Genomic DNA, 16,280 nt, shown 5'->3' on the forward strand with positions numbered 1-16,280 from the left:
CGGTGCGAAGCTCGGGGGCGGCTCCCTATCGTACGGATGAATGTATCGTCTGCCCGGTCGGGGCGTCTGCCGGGTATCAGGCCCGGTTCCGGCCTGTTACGAGGCGGCTGAACGGCCGGGTCCGCCCGGTCACTTCGCCAGAAACGCGCCGATGCCGTCCGCCAGACCCCGGGCCGCTTTCTGCCGCCATTTCGCGCTGGTGAGCAGAGCGGCGTCCTTCGAGTCGCGCATATTGCCGCATTCGACGAAGACCTTGGGCACGGTGGAGAGATTCAGGCCGCCGAGATCCTCGCGTACATCCAGCCCGGTGCCGCCGCCGAGGTAATTGGACGGCGCGCTGCCGGTGGCCCGCGCGAAACTGTCCACGACGCGTTCGCCCAGCTTCCGCGACGGGCCCACGATCGCCGTGGTGTCCGCGCCGCCGCCCTTGACCAGCGCGGGCAGGATCACATGGAAGCCGCGATTGCCGGCCGCGGAGCCGTCGGCGTGGACGGAGACGACGGCATCGGCCTTCGCCCGGTTGCCGATCCTGGCGCGCTCGTCGACACAGGGACCGAACGGGCGGTCGTTGTCATGCGTGAACGTGACCGTCGCGCCCTGTTTCTGGAGCAGTGTCCGCAGCCGGTGGGAGACATCGAGGGTGAAGCGGGCCTCCGCGTAGCCGCCGTTGGTCGCGGTGCCGGTGGTGTCGCATTCCTTGCTGCCCGTCCCGATGCGCACGGGCTTGTTGATCTCGGCGGTGTGATCGCGGTTGCGCGGATTGTGGCCCGGGTCGATGACCACGACCTTGCCCGCGAGCGGGCGGGCGGCGGGTGCGGCGGATTCGGTGGCGGCACGCGAACCGGTCGGTCCGGTGCCGCCGGGAGCGACATCGCCGACGCCCGGGGCCGCCGCCGCGGAGGTGCCGGTGGCCGCCGTCGCGGCGGCCGGACCTCCGCTTCCGGGACCGCTCGCTCCCTGCCAGACGAGCCATCCGGCCAGCGCGGTCGGCACCAGTACGGTGACCGCGACGGTGAGACTGCTCCGGCCGAAGCGGCGGCGGGCTGGGGGTTTGCTCTCGTCGTACGACACACAGCGATGCTATGGCCTGCGTGGCCGATCTCCGTGGACGACGGAGCGGCGTCCGGCGCCGGCCGGCACGGCACGGTCGGCCGGGACCGGCCGGTCAGATTCCCGGGGCCGTACGGCGCAGCACGCGCAGCGAGTCGGTCGCCGAGATCTCGGTGAAGGCGCCGGACGCGAGGGCTCGCAGACAGACGCGGTACGGAGCCTGGCCGCCGTGCGCCGGATCGGGAAAGACATCGTGGATGACGAGCAGCCCGCCCTCGGCGAGATGCGGCGCCCAGCCCTCGTAGTCGCCGTTGGCGTGCTCGTCGGTGTGGCCGCCGTCGATGAAGACCAGGCCGACCTGGCGGCCCCAGACCTGAGCCACCTGCGGCGACCGGCCGACGACCGCGATCACCTGGTCTTCGAGACCGGCCCGGTGAAGCGTGCGGCGGAAGGCCGGGAGCGTGTCCATCACACCGGTCTCCGGGTCGACCACGGTCGGGTCGTGGTACTCCCAGCCGGGCTGCTGCTCCTCGCTGCCGCGGTGGTGATCGACGGTGACGGCGACCGTCCCGGCCTCCTTGGCGGCGGCGGCGAGCAGCAGAGTGGAGCGCCCGCAGTAGGTGCCGATCTCCACAAGCGGCAGGCCGAGCGCGCCGGCGCCGACCGCCGCCGCGTACAGCGCCAGCCCTTCATGGACGGGCATGAATCCCTTGGCCGCCTCGAAGGCGGCGAGAATCCCGGCCGGCGGCTCCGGCGGCTCGGATGCCTGGACGGCGGGTGCCTGGGGTTCGGTCCCGACGGCCAACGCACTCTCCTCCCGCTGGTACGCGGTGTGGCCGCCCATGCTGCCGTACACCGACGGGAGCGAAGGCGCCGGGGTGTGGCCGAGGGCCGGAAGGACCACCGGAGCGGGCCCTGCGGGTCCGCTCCGGTGGTCCCTGGATCAGGACGGGACCACTGCCCGGCGCTCCGGAGCGCTCAGGGCCAGGACCAGATCGACATCGACCGGACGGCCGCCGCCGGGATACACCGCCGGGCACGCGTGCGGCGCGTAACCGGTGGCCGAGCCGGCCAGGACATAGTCACCGTCGGACGGCGGGAGCAGCGTGTAGCGGCCGTCCTCGTCGGCGACGGTCAGGCCGGCCTGCCGTCCCCGGCGGTCGATCAGCGTGATGTTCGCCCGCGGGACCGGCATGCCCTCGGCGTCCAGCACGCGTCCCCGGAAGCCGCCGGATCCGGCGACCAGCGTCGGATGCTGCCTGGTCTCGCCGGCCGGGGACTTGGCGGCCGCCGTCCTCGACGCCCGCTGCGACGGCAGGAACGACGCCAGCACCAGACCGCCGATCACCGCGCCGGTGGCGATGACGAACGAGATACGGAAGCCGCTCATCGTCGGTACCGCCATCCCGCCGGACTGGACCGAGGTGTGCGCCAGCACCATGCCGATGACGGCGCTCGACACCGAGGTACCGATGGAGCGCATCAGCGTGTTCAGACCGTTGGCCGCGCCCGTCTCCGACGGGTCGACGGCGCCGATGATCAGCGCGGGAAGCGAGGAGTACGCGAGGCCGATGCCCGCGCCCACGACCACCGAGATGATGATGGTCTGCCAGGCCGCGCTCATCAGGCCGAGGCCCGCTCCGTAACCGATGCCGATGATCAGCATGCCGAGCATCAGGGAGACCTTGGGGCCGTGCTTGGCCGAGATACGGGCGTAGAGCGGCGCGGTGAACATCATCGTCAGGCCGAGCGGTGCCACGCACAGACCCGCCACCACCATCGACTGGCCCAGGCCGTATCCGGTGGAGGCCGGGAGCTGGAGAAGCTGGGGCAGCACGAGGGAGATCGCGTAGAAGGCGACACCGACCATGATCGACGTGAGGTTGGTGAGCAGCACCTCACGCCGGGCGCTGGTGCGCAGATCGACCAGCGGCGCGGAGCTCCTCAGCTCCATCACGCCCCACAGCAGCAGGATGGCCACCGCCAGGCCGAAGAGTCCGAGAGTGGTGGACGAGCCCCAGCCCCAGTCGCTGCCCTTGGTGATCGGCAGCAGCAGGGCCACGAGTCCGGCGGAGAGACCGAGCGCGCCGAGCCAGTCGAACCGGCCCGGGGCGCGTACCGAGGACTCGGGTACGAAGAAGACGGTGAGCAGCATCGACAGCACACCGAGACCGGCGGCGCCGAAGAAGAGCGCGTGCCAGTCGGCGTTCTGCGCGACCAGGGCCGCCGCGGGCAGCGCGAGACCGCCGCCCACACCGATGGAGGAGCTCATGAGCGCCATGGCCGAGCCGAGCCGCTCGCGCGGCAGCTCGTCGCGCATGATGCCGATGCCGAGCGGTATGGCGCCCATGGCGAAGCCCTGGAGCGACCTGCCGACGATCATGATGACCAGATCGTCGGTGAATCCGCAGATCAGCGAGCCGATCACCATGACGGCGAGGCTCGCGAGCAGCATCCGCCGCTTGCCGAAGAGGTCGCCGAGCCGTCCCATGATCGGTGTGGAGACCGCACCGGCGAGCAGTGTCGCCGTCATCACCCAGGTGGCGTTGGCGGGCTCCGTGTGGAGCAGTGTGGGCAGATCCTTGATGACGGGTACGAGCAGGGTCTGCATCACCGCGACGGTGATGCCCGCGAAGGCGAGGACGGGGACGACACCGCCGGTGCCCCGTTCCCGTGAGTCCGGGCGAGTCCCGGCGTGTTGAGCGGTCGTCGTCTGCGGCATTCGTGCGGCCTCCGGGCGGCAAAAGGTGTTATGGGAATGAGATGCGGGCGGGCGCGCGGGCCCTGGCCGGACAGCGTTGTCCGTGAAGTCGGCGCGGGGATTCCATGAAGTCGGTGCACCATGAAACCTTCACTGGCGGCGCGATATTCCGACGAACGTGTTACGAACAGCACCTGAAGCCCGCGAAGCGGTTGTGCTGACGGTGCGTCAGGCGTGCATGGCGGGGGCGCTCGTGGGGCGCGAAACCGGCCGTGGTATCTTCCCGCGCCGTCAGACCGGTCGGCGCCGTCGCGCGGTCACAGCCAGCCCTGTCGGCGGGCGGTGCGTACCGCCTCCGTGTGGTCGCTGGCGCCGGTCTTGCCGATGGCCGAGGAGAGAGAGTTCCGTACGGTCGACTCGGGCAGCCGCAGCTTCGCCGCGATGTCTGCGATGTCTGCGAGGTCCGCGCCGTCCATGGACGCGTTCAGCGCGTCCCGCTCCCTCGCCGTGAGCGGGTTCGGGTCCGCGCTCAACGCGGCCGCTGCCAGGGCCGGGTCGATGACGGTCTCGCCGGTCAGCACCCGGCGGATCGCGGTGGCCAGCTCCTCCACCGGACCGTCCTTGACCAGGAAGCCCGCCGCTCCCGCCGCCATGGCCCGCCGCAGATGGCCGGGCCGGCCGAAGGTCGTCAGGATCAGGACCCGGCAGTCGGGCACCTCGTCCCGCAGCAGCGCGGCGGCGTCCAGCCCGCTGAGGCCGGGCAGATCGATGTCCAGCAGCGCCACATCGGGACGCGAGTGGAGCGCGGTCTCCACGATGGCGTCGCCGGTGCCGACCTGGGCGACGACCTTGATGTCCCGTTCCATGCCCAGCAGCAGCGCGAGCGCGCCGCGCGTCATGCTCTGGTCCTCGGCGAGAAGGACGCGTACGCGCGTGGCCGGCCTGCGGTCCCGGGGCATCTCCGTCACGAGCACAGGGTAGGGCGGCCCGGGCCGTCCGGCGCGGGCATGCGCCCGGGCCGGTGACGCCGGCTCGCCGGGACGGTCCTGTCTCACCGCCCGGCGGACAGTCCGTCCGGCGGAGACCGTCCTGGAGCCGCGCGACACCCGCCAGGAGCCGGCCCGTTCGGCGGTGGACGGGAACGGCTGGATTCTGTGGCCTTTTTAGGCTTTTGGCCTTTTTATCCCTCTCGGCTGCCGGGAGGTCCGCGGTGTCATATCGTCCTCGCCGAACGGCGGTACGAGACCACGGCGTAGGCGCCGAACACGAGCAGCCAGCCGAGCAGGACCGCGACGGTGACGGCGCCCGGGGCCGTGCCCCGCGCGGCGGACCAGCCCAGGTCGGCGAACCGGTTGGCCGGTGTGTACTCGGCGACCGAACGCAGCCAGCCGGGAAAGGCGTCCGCCGGGAACCACAGCCCGCCGATGATGGCCAGGCCCATCAGACAGCCCGTGTTCACCACGCCGGTCGTCTGGGCGGAGAGCCGGTAGCCGTTCGCGATGCCGAGCAAGGTGAAGGGCAGCGCGCCCGCCCACAGCAGGACCGTCAGTGCGGCCCACTGCCAGAGGCCGAGCCGTACGCCATTGACCACGGCTCCCGCGACGAGCACCGCCAGCAGCGCGGGCAGGACCGTCACGGAGCCGCTGATCGCGCGGCCGAGTACGACCTGACGGGGCAGCATGGGTGTCACGCGGAGCTGGCGCAGCCAGCCGAGGGACTTGTCCTCGGCGATGCCGGTGCCGGTGCTGACGGCCGCGCCGAGCGCACCGTACGCGGCCATGCCGACCATGGAGGTGGTCTTCCAGCCGTCGTCGCCGCCTCCGCCGAGGTTGGTGAACAGCAGATACATCAGGACCGGCATCCCGGCACCGAAGATGACAAAGCCGGGATCGCGCAGCGTCCGGCGCACTTCGAGCTTGATGTACTCCAGCATCACGCGGTCTCCTTCTCCGGCACGCTCTCCGTGGCGTTCTCCGGCACGTTCTCTCCGGCGTTCTCCGTGGCTGCCTCGTGGAGGCGTTCCGCCGTCTTCCGTGTGAGCGTCAGGAAGGCGTCCTCCAAGGTCGCCGGGGACACTTCGAGCCGGCGGATCGCGCCGAGCCCGGCGAGCGCGACCACGGTGGCGTCGGAGTCGTCCGAGCGGAGCCGGGCGCGAGCGCCGCGTATCTCGGCCGACACCACGCCCGGCAGCAGCCCGAGCCACTCCGTGTCGTCGCCGCTCGCGCCGTCCGGCAGGTCGAAGGCGACGAGATGGCCGCCGGCCGAGCGCTTGATCAGCTCACTGGTGCCGTCGGCGACGATCCGGCCGTGGTCGATGACGACGATCCGGTCGGCGTAGCTGTCGGCCTCCTCCAGATAGTGCGTCGAGAAGAGCACGGTGTTGCCCCGGTCGGCATAGGCGCGCATGGAGGCCCAGAACGCGCGGCGGGCCTCCACATCGAGGGCGGCGGTCGGTTCGTCGAGGACGATCAGTTCCGGGCCGCCGGCCAGCGCGACCGCGAATCTGACGCGTTGTATCTGGCCGCCGGAGAGCTTGTCGACGCGGCGGCCGGCGAGTTCCGTGAGCCCGGCGAGGGCGAGTGCCTCGGCCACGGGCAGCGGACGCGGAAAAGTACTCGCGACAAATGTGACCAGTTCCCGCACGGTCACGCGGCGGATCGGCCGGCCGTCCTGAAGCATCGCTCCGACCCGCCCGGCCGCGACGGCCCGCGCGGGCGGGCGGCCGAAGAGCCGTACGGCGCCGGCGTCCGGCTCGTCGAGCCCGAGGAGCAGCCCGATGGCGGTCGACTTGCCGGCGCCGTTGCGTCCGAGCAGCGCGACGGTCTCACCGCGCGGGATGTCGAGGCCGGCTCCGTCGACCGCCCGGACCGTTCCGAAACTCTTGACCACGCCGGTGAAGCTCACCGCGGGCGAGGTGTCCGCTGTCTGCGTCATGCCGATGACGCTACGGAACAGACCCGTGGTCCCGACAGATGTTCGTGTACGGACGTGGCCAGTACCGATGTTCCGCCGTCGGCGGCGGCGCGGATCACCGAATGGCGCCGGGAGAGAGGCCGTTGGGTCTCCGGCTCCGGATGAGTCGGCATGACGTGACGTCAATTCCGCTCCGTACGACCGGTGTTGGACGCCGTGTTGGACGCGTCCCGGTGCGGCCGGGCATGCCGAGAGGCCGGCGCGGAGCTGCCGCGGCGGCCTCTCGGTGTACGCGTGGGCCGTCAGGCCGCGTTGCTGGTTTCCGCTGGTCGGCGGTGGCGGCCGTACGCCGGAGACATCGAGTCCTCCGTCGAGGCCGCACCTCCTCGGTGCTTGCCGTGGTTGCCGAATTCGTCCCGGTCGGCCGCCGTTCCCTGCGGGCGCTTCTGGGTCGTGTCGGTTCGGGCTTCAGACATGTGGGAAGTCACCCCGTCGTGATCGCTGCTTGCGTGGCACAGGGCACCAGCCGTCCCGTACCACCCCGACAACGGCACGGTCACTGTCCACATCACAGTCACCGACGGCGTCCGGTCGGTACGGCTGCGTAGCCCCCGCGAAAGTCTATCCAGGTGCCGCCCGGCCGGTGAGCGGCGCCTGCTGCAAGGGCACCGGCCTGCACATCACAGGAGTGCGCGGAGCGCCGGACGGTTCCGTGTCCGCGGATTCCGTTCGCGCCGGTTCCGTGATCACGCCGGATCCGGAGCCCGGTCCGCCGCCGGAGCGCGGTTCGAATCCGGCTCCGGGACCGGGTGCGTCGGTCACGAGGCTGGCCAGCCCGCACGGCACCGCCGCTGTCGCGTAAGGCAGCCGCAGCACACCTTCGCGGGTCCACAGCCCTGCGCCCGCCAGCCATCCCTCGGGCGCGGGCAGTTGACGCAGCCCACGGCCCATCGGCCGCCACACTCCCACCCAGCTACCCGCCGCGCCGTCGATCCGGAACGCCACCGCGCAGCTCTCCGGCATCAGCGCCTGTCCCGGCTGCACCGCGAACGGTGTCACCGCGCAGTCCGCCTGCCGCAGGCTCTCGGGAAAACGCACCGGCCGCGGACTCCCGAGCACGCCCCAGCCCAGCCGGTCATGGCCGGGCGCGTCCGAGCGGATCAGCAGCAGTCCGCTGTCGGCGTCCGCGAGCAGCAGCCGGTCGTTGCTCTCCTCCGTGATCTGCAACAGAGGCGACACCTCGCCGCCGCGCTCCAGGTCGACGACGACGGCCTTCACCACACCGTCCCGCTCCCGGTCCAGGGCCAGCATCCGGCCCGTACGGTCCAGCCATACGCCGCCCGAGCAGCGGCCCGGGACCTCCGCGACCCGCTCGGGTCCGCGCCCGCCGTCCGCCACCAGCCAGACCGCGGTGGAGTGTTCACCCGGCGAAAGGGCGTACACGCACCGGCCGTCCGGCGACGGCGGCAGCAGCGTCAGCTCCGGACAGCCGATCGCGCCCACCGGGAGCTGCCCCGTACCCGGTCCGGTCGGATACAGCAGGGAGAAGTCATGCCGGTCAGCGACCCGACGGCGGATCAGCACCCGCCCGTCGGCCAGCGGAAGGACCTCGGTGCCGGGCTCCTCCGGCTGGTCGAGCGGAAGGGACACGGCATAGGGCTCGGGCCCGTCGAGGGTCCACCGCTCCGGGAACCACGCGTCCCCGCCCGCGTCGTCGCCGACGTCTCCGCCGTTCCGGGGCCGGCCGAGTGTCAGCCGTGCGGCATACGTCCCGTCCGCCGTCATCGCGAACTCCGTACGCCGTACCGCTCCGTCCTCGGCGGTCAACTCGATGGCACAGGCTGTCATCGGTTCGTCACCTCCGGCGACGAAGCTAGTTTTCGCACTTCCTGCCGAACAGCACGGGAGCGTCTACTTCACACATAAGGGTGGCCACGCCGCGATTCGCCTGAATGTGCGGGGGTGGGTGTGCTGGTCCGGAGGGCCACCGTTAAGGTAAGGCACGCCTAAGTGACCACCCTGAGCACCGCCCTGCATCGCTCTTCTTCGCCTGCACGCCTTGCTCGACCTCTCCATCAGGAGCATGTAGATGTCCATACGACGCCGTGGCGCCGCCGCCGTCGTCGCCCTCGCCGCCGCGCTCTCCCTCGCGGCCTGCGGCAGTGGCGACTCCTCCAGCAGTGGCTCCGCCAAGTCCGACGACGCCGGCGGCAAGAAGGCCGCCGTCGCCACGGGCGGCAAGGACTTCGCCGACGCGGCCAAGAAGACGGCCGGATACGGCACCGACGCCGAACCGGGCCAGTTCCCGCGCACGATCACGCATGCCATGGGCAAGACGGAGCTGAAGGCGCGGCCCGAGCGGGTCGTCGTGCTCGACGTCGGTGAGTTCGACAACGTGGTCTCACTCGGCGTCAAGCCGGTCGGATACGCGCCCACCGAGGGTGACGAGGCCATCCCCAGCTATCTGGAGAAGGGCGCGGGCGAACCGAAGAACGTCGGCACCATCAACAATCTCAACCTTGAGGCGATCGCCGGTCTCAAGCCCGACCTCATCCTCGGCAGTCAGCTTCGCGCGGCCGACAAGTACCAGGAGCTGGCGAAGATCGCTCCGACGGTCTTCGCCATCCGGCCGGGCTTCACCTGGAAGGAGAACTACCTCCTCAACGCCCAGGCGCTGGACCGCACCGCCGAGGCGAAGGCCGCGCTCGCCGCGTACGACAAGAAGGCGGCCGACCTGAGCGCGGCGATCGGCCCCGACAAGCCGAGCGTCTCGATGGTCCGCTACATGCCGGGCCGGCTGCGGCTCTACGCGAAGGCGTCCTTCATCGGCACGATCCTCCAGGACGTCGGTCTGCCGCGGCCCGCGAACCAGCAGATCAACGATCTGGCCGTGGAGATCAGCCCGGAGAAGATCGACGACGCGGACGCCGACTGGATCTTCACCGGTGTGTACGGCGACGCGAAGAAGACCGACCGGGACACCGCGCGTTCCAACCCTCTGTGGAAGAACCTGAAGGCGGTCAAGGCCGGCCAGGCGAAGGACGTCAAGGACGAGACCTGGTATCTGGGCCTGGGCGTCACGGCGGCCAACCTGGTCCTCGACGACCTCCGCGGCTATCTCGTCAAGTAGTACGACGGCCGGCGACGACCGCCGCACGGGGCCGCACGGCTCCGTGGCGCACGGCTCCGGCCCGGCGCCACGGGAAGCCGCGCGGCCCCGGTCCACACCGGCCGCACCGCACGGCGACCCGGGCGGCCGGTGGCCGTTCGCGCGGCCGGAGCCATGGTGGGCGGCGCACCCAGGACAGGTAGCCTTTCCCACGTGCCCCGTCTGTCCGAAGTCCTCGCCGCTCTCGACGCCCTCTGGCCTCCCGAGCGGGCCCAGCAGTGGGATGCCGTCGGGACGGTCTGCGGTGATCCCGATGCCACGGTGACGCGCGTCCTGTTCGCCGTCGATCCCGTCCAGGACATCGCCGAGGAAGCCGTGACACTCGGCGCCCAGCTCATCGTCACGCACCATCCGCTCTATCTGCGCGGTACGACGACGGTCGCGGCCTCCACCTTCAAGGGCCGCGTCGTACACACCCTCATCAAGCACGACATCGCGCTGCACGTCGCCCACACCAACGCCGACAGCGCCGACCCCGGCGTCTCCGACGCCCTCGCGGGCGCGCTGGACCTGCGGATCGTGCGGCCTCTCGTGCCGGATCCCACCGACCCGGCCGGCCGGCGCGGCCTCGGCAGGGTCTGCGAGCTCGACCGCCCCGCCACTCTCGGCGACTTCGCGCTGCGCGTCGCGCACCGGCTGCCCGCCACCGCGCAGGGCATCCGGGTCGCCGGTGACCCGGACGCCCTCGTCCGTACGGTCGCGGTCAGCGGCGGCTCCGGCGACAGTCTCTTCGACGAGGTCAGAGCGGCGGGCGTCGACGCGTTCCTCACCGCGGACCTGCGCCACCACCCCGCCTCCGAGGCCGTCCAGCACTCACCGCTCGGACTGATCGACGCCGCGCACTGGGCCACCGAATGGCCCTGGTGCGAGCAGGCCGCCGCCCAGCTCGACGAGATTTCCGACCGCCATGGCTGGGACCTGCGGGTCCATGTCTCGAAGACGGTCACCGATCCCTGGTCCTCCAGCCTCGCCCCTGCCACCGTCCTTCCAGCGGGCGCTTCGAGCGCCTCCGCCGATTCCCCAGGAGCCCCCAACTGAACGCCGCCCCCGCCGACCAGATCCGACTCCTCGACGTCCAGGCCCTCGACGTACGGCTGTCGCAGCTCGCCCACAAGCGCAGGTCGCTGCCCGAGCACGCCGAGATCGAGTCGCTGAACAAGGATCTCGTCCAGCTCCGCGATCTGCTCGTCGCCGCGACGACCGAGGAGAGCGACACGGCCCGCGAGCAGACCAAGGCGGAGCAGGACGTCGACCAGGTGCGCCAGCGCGCCGTACGCGACCAGCAGCGCCTGGACTCGGGCGCGGTCACCTCGCCCAAGGACCTGGAGAACCTCCAGCGCGAGATCGTCTCGCTCGCCAAGCGCCAGGGCGACCTGGAGGACGTCGTCCTCGAAGTGATGGAGCGCCGGGAGTCCGCCCAGGAGCGCGTGGCCGAGCTGACGGAACGTGTCGCCTCCGTCCAGGCCAAGGCCGACGACGCGGTCGCGCGCCGGGACGCCGCCGTCGCGGAGTTCGACCTTGAGGCCGCCTCCGTGGCCAAGGAGCGCGAGGTCGTCGGCGCGTCCATCCCGGCCGATCTGCTGAAGCTGTACGAGAAGCTGCGGGTGCAGCAGGGCGGGGTGGGCGCGGCCCGTCTCTACCGGCGCCGCTGCGAGGGCTGCCAGCTCGAACTCAACATCACCGAGGTCAACGATGTCCGGGCCGCGTCCGCGGACACCGTGCTGCGGTGCGAGAACTGCCGCCGCATCCTGGTCCGTACCGCCGACTCGGGTCTGTAGCGGATGCCGGAGCCGCAGCGGACTCCGAAGTTCGTCGTCGAGGCCGACGGCGGCTCCCGGGGCAACCCGGGGCCCGCGGGTTACGGAGCCGTCGTCCTCGACCCGGTGACCGGAGAGACGCTCGCCGAGGCCGCCGAGTACATCGGTGTCGCCACGAACAATGTCGCCGAGTACAAGGGACTGCTCGCCGGTCTGCGCGCCGCGAAGGCCCTGGATCCGGCCGCCGAGGTCCATGTCCGGATGGACTCCAAGCTGGTCGTCGAGCAGATGTCGGGCCGCTGGAAGATCAAGCACCCGGACATGAAGCCGCTGGCCGCCGAGGCCGCGCGGGTCTTTCCCACGGGACAGGTCACCTTCGAGTGGATCCCGCGCGAGAAGAACAAACACGCGGACCGGCTGGCCAACGAGGCGATGGACGCGGGCAAGAAGGGCAAGCGGTGGGAGCCGTCGGCGTCCACGGCGGCGCTGGACGCAGCCGCGGCGCGTTCGGCCGCCTCGACCGCGCCGCCGGCCGGTCCGCCCGGTGACGCGGCGGCGGGCGCGGCGAGGGCGCGAGCGGCCCTGGCGGGACGGACCGGATCACCGGGCGGTGCCGGACGTACGGCGCTGACCGAGCCCGCCGCGCCGGAGCGGGCCTCCGCGGCCACTCCGTCGGTCGGCTGGGGCGCCGCCGCCGACCTCGGCGTCCCCACCACCTTCGTCCTGCTGCGGCACGGCGAGACCGCGCTCACTCCCGAGAAGCGCTTCTCGGGCAGCGGCGGCAGCGATCCGGACCTGTCGGCGGTGGGCCTGCGCCAGGCCGAGGCCGTCGCCGAGGCACTGGCCGCACGCGGCACCGTGCAGTCCATCGTCTCCTCGCCGCTCGGCCGCTGCCGCCAGACGGCGGAGGCCGTGGCCACCCGGCTCGGCCTGGACGTCGGCGTCGAAGAGGGCCTGCGCGAAACGGACTTCGGTGCCTGGGAAGGTCTGACCTTCGCGGAGGTCCGGGAGCGGTATCCGGACGATCTGAACGCCTGGCTCGCATCGCCCGCCGCGCCGCCCACGGGCGGCGGCGAGAGCTTCGCGACCGTGGGACGGCGGGTCGCGGCCGCTCGCGACCGGCTGCTCGACGGCCACCGCGGCAGGACGGTGCTCGTCGTCACGCATGTCACGCCGGTGAAGACCCTGGTCCGGCTGGCCCTGGGCGCACCTCCGCAGTCGCTGTTCCGGATGGAGCTGTCGGCGGCCTCACTGTCGGCCGTGGCGTACTACGCGGACGGAAACGCCTCGGTGCGGCTGCTGAACGACACCTCCCATCTGCGCTGACAGCCCAGGTCAGTGACAGTTCACCGCGCCGGCGGCCGGGAAAAGCGTGTGCGGCGGAAGACAGCGGCGTAGGACCATCGGGCATGACCTGGCAACTGACCGAGGACGTCGAGGAGTTCCGCCGCGCCGCGGACTCGTGGCTCAGCCGCGATCCGGCGCGGAACACCGTACTGCTGACCGTCAGCGAGTCGCTGCGCGGCGACGGCGTGCCGGGCGCCGCCGTCGCTCCCGCGCTGTTCGGCTGGTGGCGGGAGAGCGAAAACGCCCCGGTGAGCGGCGCGTTCATCCAGACTCCGCCGCAGCCGCCGGGCCTCGGGCCGATGAGCGCGCGGGCGGCGGCCGAACTGGCCGGCGCGCTGCGAGCGAGCGGCCGGCCGGTGCCGGGAGTACGCGGCGAGCGGAAGAGCGCGGCGGCCTTCGCCGAGGAGTGGACCGGCGGCGTCGTACGAGCGGAAGGGCCCGGCGGCTCTGTCGGGATGCGGCTGTTCCGCCTCGGCGCACTGACTCCGCCGCGGCCCGCGCCCCGGGGCCGGGCGCGGCTCGCGGATACCGAGGACACCGCGCGGGCGGCGGAGTGGATGAGCGCGTTCGCCGCGGACATCGGGGAGCCGGCCGGTACGGACTACACGGCGGCGACGGCCCGGCGGATCGAGGAGGGACGCCTGCTGCTCTGGGAGGCCGAGGGCCTGCCGGTATCGATGGCGGGCCGTACACCGCTGGTCGCGGGACAGATCCGGATCGCTCCCGTCTCAGGGCTGTCCCGTCGTCCCCGGCGGGCGCGCGACGACAGCTACGGCGCCTCGCCGCGTTGTCGGAACTCCCGAATACGTCCAGTATTCGGGCGCCCCTCCGCCTTGCGATGCACCGCATCTGACGCCGCGCGCTGATCCACCAGGGATGACGGGACAGCCCTACCCCGCCGCTCCTGCGCGGTCAGGGATACGCGGGAGCGGTGACGGCCGCGGTGAGCGAGGCCGCGCGGAAGGCGGGCGCCGACGAGGTGGTGCTCTTCACGGATGTGGCCAATCCGACGAGCAACGCGCTGTACCGGCGCCTGGGATACCGGCCGATGGCGGAGTTCGTCTCGTTGGACTTCGGCGGCGGCGGGGACATCGCCTGAGTGGCCCAGGACTTCCAGGACCGGCCGCTCAGGACCGGCGGCTCAGGACCGGCGGCTCAGGACGGGCGGGCTCAGGACTGGCTGCTCAGGCGCAGCGTCGACGCCTCGCGCGCCAGCGACTCCACCCGGTCCCAGTCCTTCGACGCCAGCGCGTCCGCCGGGAGCATCCAAGTACCGCCTACGCAGCCGACGTTCGGCAGGGAGAGATAGGACGGGGCCGATTCCGCCGTGATGCCGCCCGTCGGGCAGAACCGGGCCTGGGGGAGGGGACCGGCCAGGGACTTCAGATAGGCAGTGCCGCCCGCCGCCTCGGCCGGGAAGAACTTCATCTCCGTCACTCCGCGCTCCAGCAGCGCCAGGACCTCCGAGGCCGTCGACACACCGGGCAGGAACGGCACGCCGGACGACTTCATCGCGGCCAGCAGCGCCTCCGTCCAGCCGGGACTGACCAGGAAGCGCGCGCCCGCCGTCACCGATTCGGACACCGCGTCCGGCGTGATCACCGTGCCCGCGCCGACCACCGCGTCCGGCACCTCCGCCGCGATCGCGCGGATCGCGCTGATCGCGGCCGGCGTCCGCAGCGTCACCTCGATCGCGGGCAGTCCGCCCGCGACCAGAGCGCGGGCGAGAGGCACGGCGTCGGCGGCATCGCCGATGACGACAACAGGGATCACGGGCGCGAGGTCCAGCACGGAGGTCATGTCCTTATCCTGCCGGGCGCCATCAGACTGTGCAACGAGCGTTGCGTGTCATGCAACAAGCTCTCGCGAGGGCCTCAGTGGATCTCGGTCACCACCACATCCAGCGCCCAGGTCCGGCCCGTCTTCGCCGGAGCCGTCGCCTCCACCGCGTACCCCAGCTCGCGCAGCGCCTCCACCAGCTCCGCCGGATTCTTCGGCCGGACGCCCGCCGACAGCAGGTCCCGCACCAGCCGGCCCTTGGTCGCCTTGTTGAAGTGGCTGACCACGGACCGCTTCTCCACTCCGGTCGTCCTGTCGGTCTGCGCGTGCAGCACCCGTACCGTCGCCGTACGTCCCGCCAGCTCACCCTTCGGCTTCCACGCCGCCGTGTACGCGGACGAACGCAGATCCAGTACGAGTCCCTCGCCGGCCGCCTCCGGCAGGGCCGACTCCATCGGCGCGCGCCAGTACGCGCCCAGTGCGCCGAGCCCCGGCAGCCGTACGCCCATCGAGCAGCGGTACGACGGGATCCGGTCGCTCACCCGTACCGCGCCCCACAGCCCGGAGAAGACCAGCAGCGACTTGCCGGCCCGCCGTCGTGCGGCGGTGTCCAGCGTGGCCAGGTCCAGTGCGTCGTACAGCACGCCGGTGTAGATCTCGCCTGCCGGACGCGTGCCGGCCGTGCGCAGCTCCGCGTTCTTCGCGATCTCGCCGCGCAGCCCTTCGCTCAGGCCCAGCACCTCGCGCGCCTTCTCCTCGTCCGCGGCGCACAGCGCGACCAGCTCGTCCAGCACGGCGGCCCTCGCCGCGGCCAGACCGGGCAGGGACAGGGACTCCGGCCTCAGCGGAGTGCCGCGTCCGGAAGCGGCCTTTCCTTCCGAAGGCGGCAACAGCACGAGCACGGTGGTTCTCCTCGGACGGCATACGGAACGGCGGAGCGGTTCCAGCGCCAGCGTAGGTGACCTCCGCGGCCCCGGCGGACGCGGTCCTTCACGGTGGCCGGCCACCGGCGCCGATGCGTACCGCTCCGCTCCCGCCGGGTAACATGGCCGACACGGCAGACGAGCCGGGCGGACGGCCGCGTCAAGATCTTCGATCTTGCCGAGGAACGTCCGGACTCCATACGGCAGGGTGGTGGGTAACGCCCACCCGGGGCGACCCGCGGGACAGTGCCACAGAAAACAGACCGCCGGGGACTTCGGTCCTCGGTAAGGGTGAAACGGTGGTGTAAGAGACCACCAGCGTCCGAGGTGACTCGGACGGCTTGGTAAACCCCACCCGGAGCAAGGTCAAGAGGGGCCATCGGCTGATGGCCCTGCGCGGACGACTGAGGGCTGCCCGCCCGAGTCCGCGGGTAGACCGCACGAGGCCGGCGGCAACGCCGGTCCTAGATGGATGGCCGTCTCCCCGGCCGCCGCGAGGCGACCGGGCGACAAAATCCGGCGTACAGCCCGACTCGTCTGCCGTCGCTTGCGGTTTTATGTACGGGCCGAAGTGAACGATCGGGCTGCCCACCGAGGCAGCGCTCCCAGGGGTGCGAGCGGCACGTTCATCAGCCAGGCCG

The 16,280-nt window shown here is 71.8% G+C and carries 16 protein-coding genes and 1 other RNA gene; 7 read left to right on the top strand and 10 right to left on the bottom strand.

Annotation, left to right across the window (positions count from 1 at the left end; genetic code table 11):
• Positions 1 to 129: 129 nt before the first annotated feature.
• From PV679_RS04190 to PV679_RS04225, 8 genes are all read right to left on the bottom strand, one after another.
• On the bottom strand, positions 130 to 1,071 hold the full coding sequence (locus PV679_RS04190) for an N-acetylmuramoyl-L-alanine amidase (RefSeq protein ID WP_319678635.1): 942 nt from the start codon (positions 1,069 to 1,071) through the stop codon (positions 130 to 132).
• A gap of 94 nt (positions 1,072 to 1,165) precedes the next feature.
• Positions 1,166 to 1,753, bottom strand: a complete 588-nt coding sequence (locus PV679_RS04195; protein ID WP_319678747.1) for a class I SAM-dependent methyltransferase — start codon at positions 1,751 to 1,753, stop codon at positions 1,166 to 1,168.
• Positions 1,754 to 1,993: 240 nt separating this feature from the next.
• On the bottom strand, positions 1,994 to 3,772 hold the full coding sequence (locus PV679_RS04200; protein WP_319678634.1) for an MFS transporter: 1,779 nt from the start codon (positions 3,770 to 3,772) through the stop codon (positions 1,994 to 1,996).
• 296 nt (positions 3,773 to 4,068) lie between these two features.
• Positions 4,069 to 4,710 (bottom strand): response regulator, encoded by a 642-nt coding sequence (locus PV679_RS04205; RefSeq protein ID WP_319678746.1) that lies wholly within the window; start codon positions 4,708 to 4,710, stop codon positions 4,069 to 4,071.
• Positions 4,711 to 4,964: 254 nt separating this feature from the next.
• Positions 4,965 to 5,684: an ABC transporter permease gene (locus PV679_RS04210; RefSeq protein WP_319678633.1), complete on the bottom strand. Its 720-nt coding sequence runs from the start codon at positions 5,682 to 5,684 to the stop codon at positions 4,965 to 4,967.
• Positions 5,684 to 6,685 (bottom strand): ABC transporter ATP-binding protein, encoded by a 1,002-nt coding sequence (locus PV679_RS04215; RefSeq protein ID WP_319678632.1) that lies wholly within the window; start codon positions 6,683 to 6,685, stop codon positions 5,684 to 5,686. The genes PV679_RS04210 and PV679_RS04215 overlap by 1 nt, the downstream gene beginning before the upstream one ends.
• 281 nt (positions 6,686 to 6,966) lie before the next feature.
• The gene (locus PV679_RS04220) at positions 6,967 to 7,140 is read right to left on the bottom strand and encodes a hypothetical protein (RefSeq protein WP_319678631.1); all 174 of its coding nucleotides are present in this window, start codon (positions 7,138 to 7,140) and stop codon (positions 6,967 to 6,969) included.
• Between the two features lie 145 nt (positions 7,141 to 7,285).
• Entirely contained in the window at positions 7,286 to 8,512 is a 1,227-nt protein-coding gene (locus PV679_RS04225) for a hypothetical protein (protein WP_319678630.1), read from the bottom strand.
• Positions 8,513 to 8,753: 241 nt separating this feature from the next.
• On the opposite strand from PV679_RS04225, the gene PV679_RS04230 reads away from it, so the two are divergent.
• The 6 genes from PV679_RS04230 (at position 8,754) to PV679_RS04255 (ending at position 14,036) form a co-directional block, all read left to right on the top strand.
• Positions 8,754 to 9,794 (top strand): iron-siderophore ABC transporter substrate-binding protein, encoded by a 1,041-nt coding sequence (locus PV679_RS04230; RefSeq protein WP_319678629.1) that lies wholly within the window; start codon positions 8,754 to 8,756, stop codon positions 9,792 to 9,794.
• A gap of 192 nt (positions 9,795 to 9,986) precedes the next feature.
• Positions 9,987 to 10,871, top strand: coding sequence for a Nif3-like dinuclear metal center hexameric protein (locus PV679_RS04235; protein ID WP_319678628.1), 885 nt, complete (start codon positions 9,987 to 9,989; stop codon positions 10,869 to 10,871).
• The gene (locus PV679_RS04240; protein ID WP_319678745.1) at positions 10,868 to 11,611 is read left to right on the top strand and encodes a zinc ribbon domain-containing protein; all 744 of its coding nucleotides are present in this window, start codon (positions 10,868 to 10,870) and stop codon (positions 11,609 to 11,611) included. Before PV679_RS04235 ends, PV679_RS04240 begins: the two co-directional genes overlap by 4 nt.
• 3 nt (positions 11,612 to 11,614) lie before the next feature.
• On the top strand, positions 11,615 to 12,916 hold the full coding sequence (locus PV679_RS04245; protein ID WP_319678627.1) for a bifunctional RNase H/acid phosphatase: 1,302 nt from the start codon (positions 11,615 to 11,617) through the stop codon (positions 12,914 to 12,916).
• Between the two features lie 83 nt (positions 12,917 to 12,999).
• Positions 13,000 to 13,803, top strand: a complete 804-nt coding sequence (locus PV679_RS04250) for a GNAT family N-acetyltransferase (protein WP_319678626.1) — start codon at positions 13,000 to 13,002, stop codon at positions 13,801 to 13,803.
• 65 nt (positions 13,804 to 13,868) lie between these two features.
• The gene (locus PV679_RS04255; RefSeq protein ID WP_416069640.1) at positions 13,869 to 14,036 is read left to right on the top strand and encodes a GNAT family N-acetyltransferase; all 168 of its coding nucleotides are present in this window, start codon (positions 13,869 to 13,871) and stop codon (positions 14,034 to 14,036) included.
• 71 nt (positions 14,037 to 14,107) lie between these two features.
• On the opposite strand, the gene eda is transcribed toward PV679_RS04255, so the two are convergent.
• Positions 14,108 to 14,737, bottom strand: a complete 630-nt coding sequence (gene eda, locus PV679_RS04260) for a bifunctional 4-hydroxy-2-oxoglutarate aldolase/2-dehydro-3-deoxy-phosphogluconate aldolase (RefSeq protein ID WP_319678625.1) — start codon at positions 14,735 to 14,737, stop codon at positions 14,108 to 14,110.
• Positions 14,738 to 14,811: 74 nt separating this feature from the next.
• A complete protein-coding gene (gene yaaA, locus PV679_RS04265; RefSeq protein ID WP_319678624.1) occupies positions 14,812 to 15,618 on the bottom strand; it encodes a peroxide stress protein YaaA in 807 nt (268 codons plus the stop codon).
• Positions 15,619 to 15,778: 160 nt separating this feature from the next.
• On the opposite strand from yaaA, the gene rnpB reads away from it, so the two are divergent.
• Positions 15,779 to 16,179, top strand: an RNA gene (gene rnpB, locus PV679_RS04270) — RNase P RNA component class A.
• Positions 16,180 to 16,280 lie beyond the last annotated feature (101 nt).

The organism is Streptomyces sp. AK02-01A, assembly GCF_033795305.1.
GTDB lineage: Bacteria > Actinomycetota > Actinomycetes > Streptomycetales > Streptomycetaceae > Streptomyces.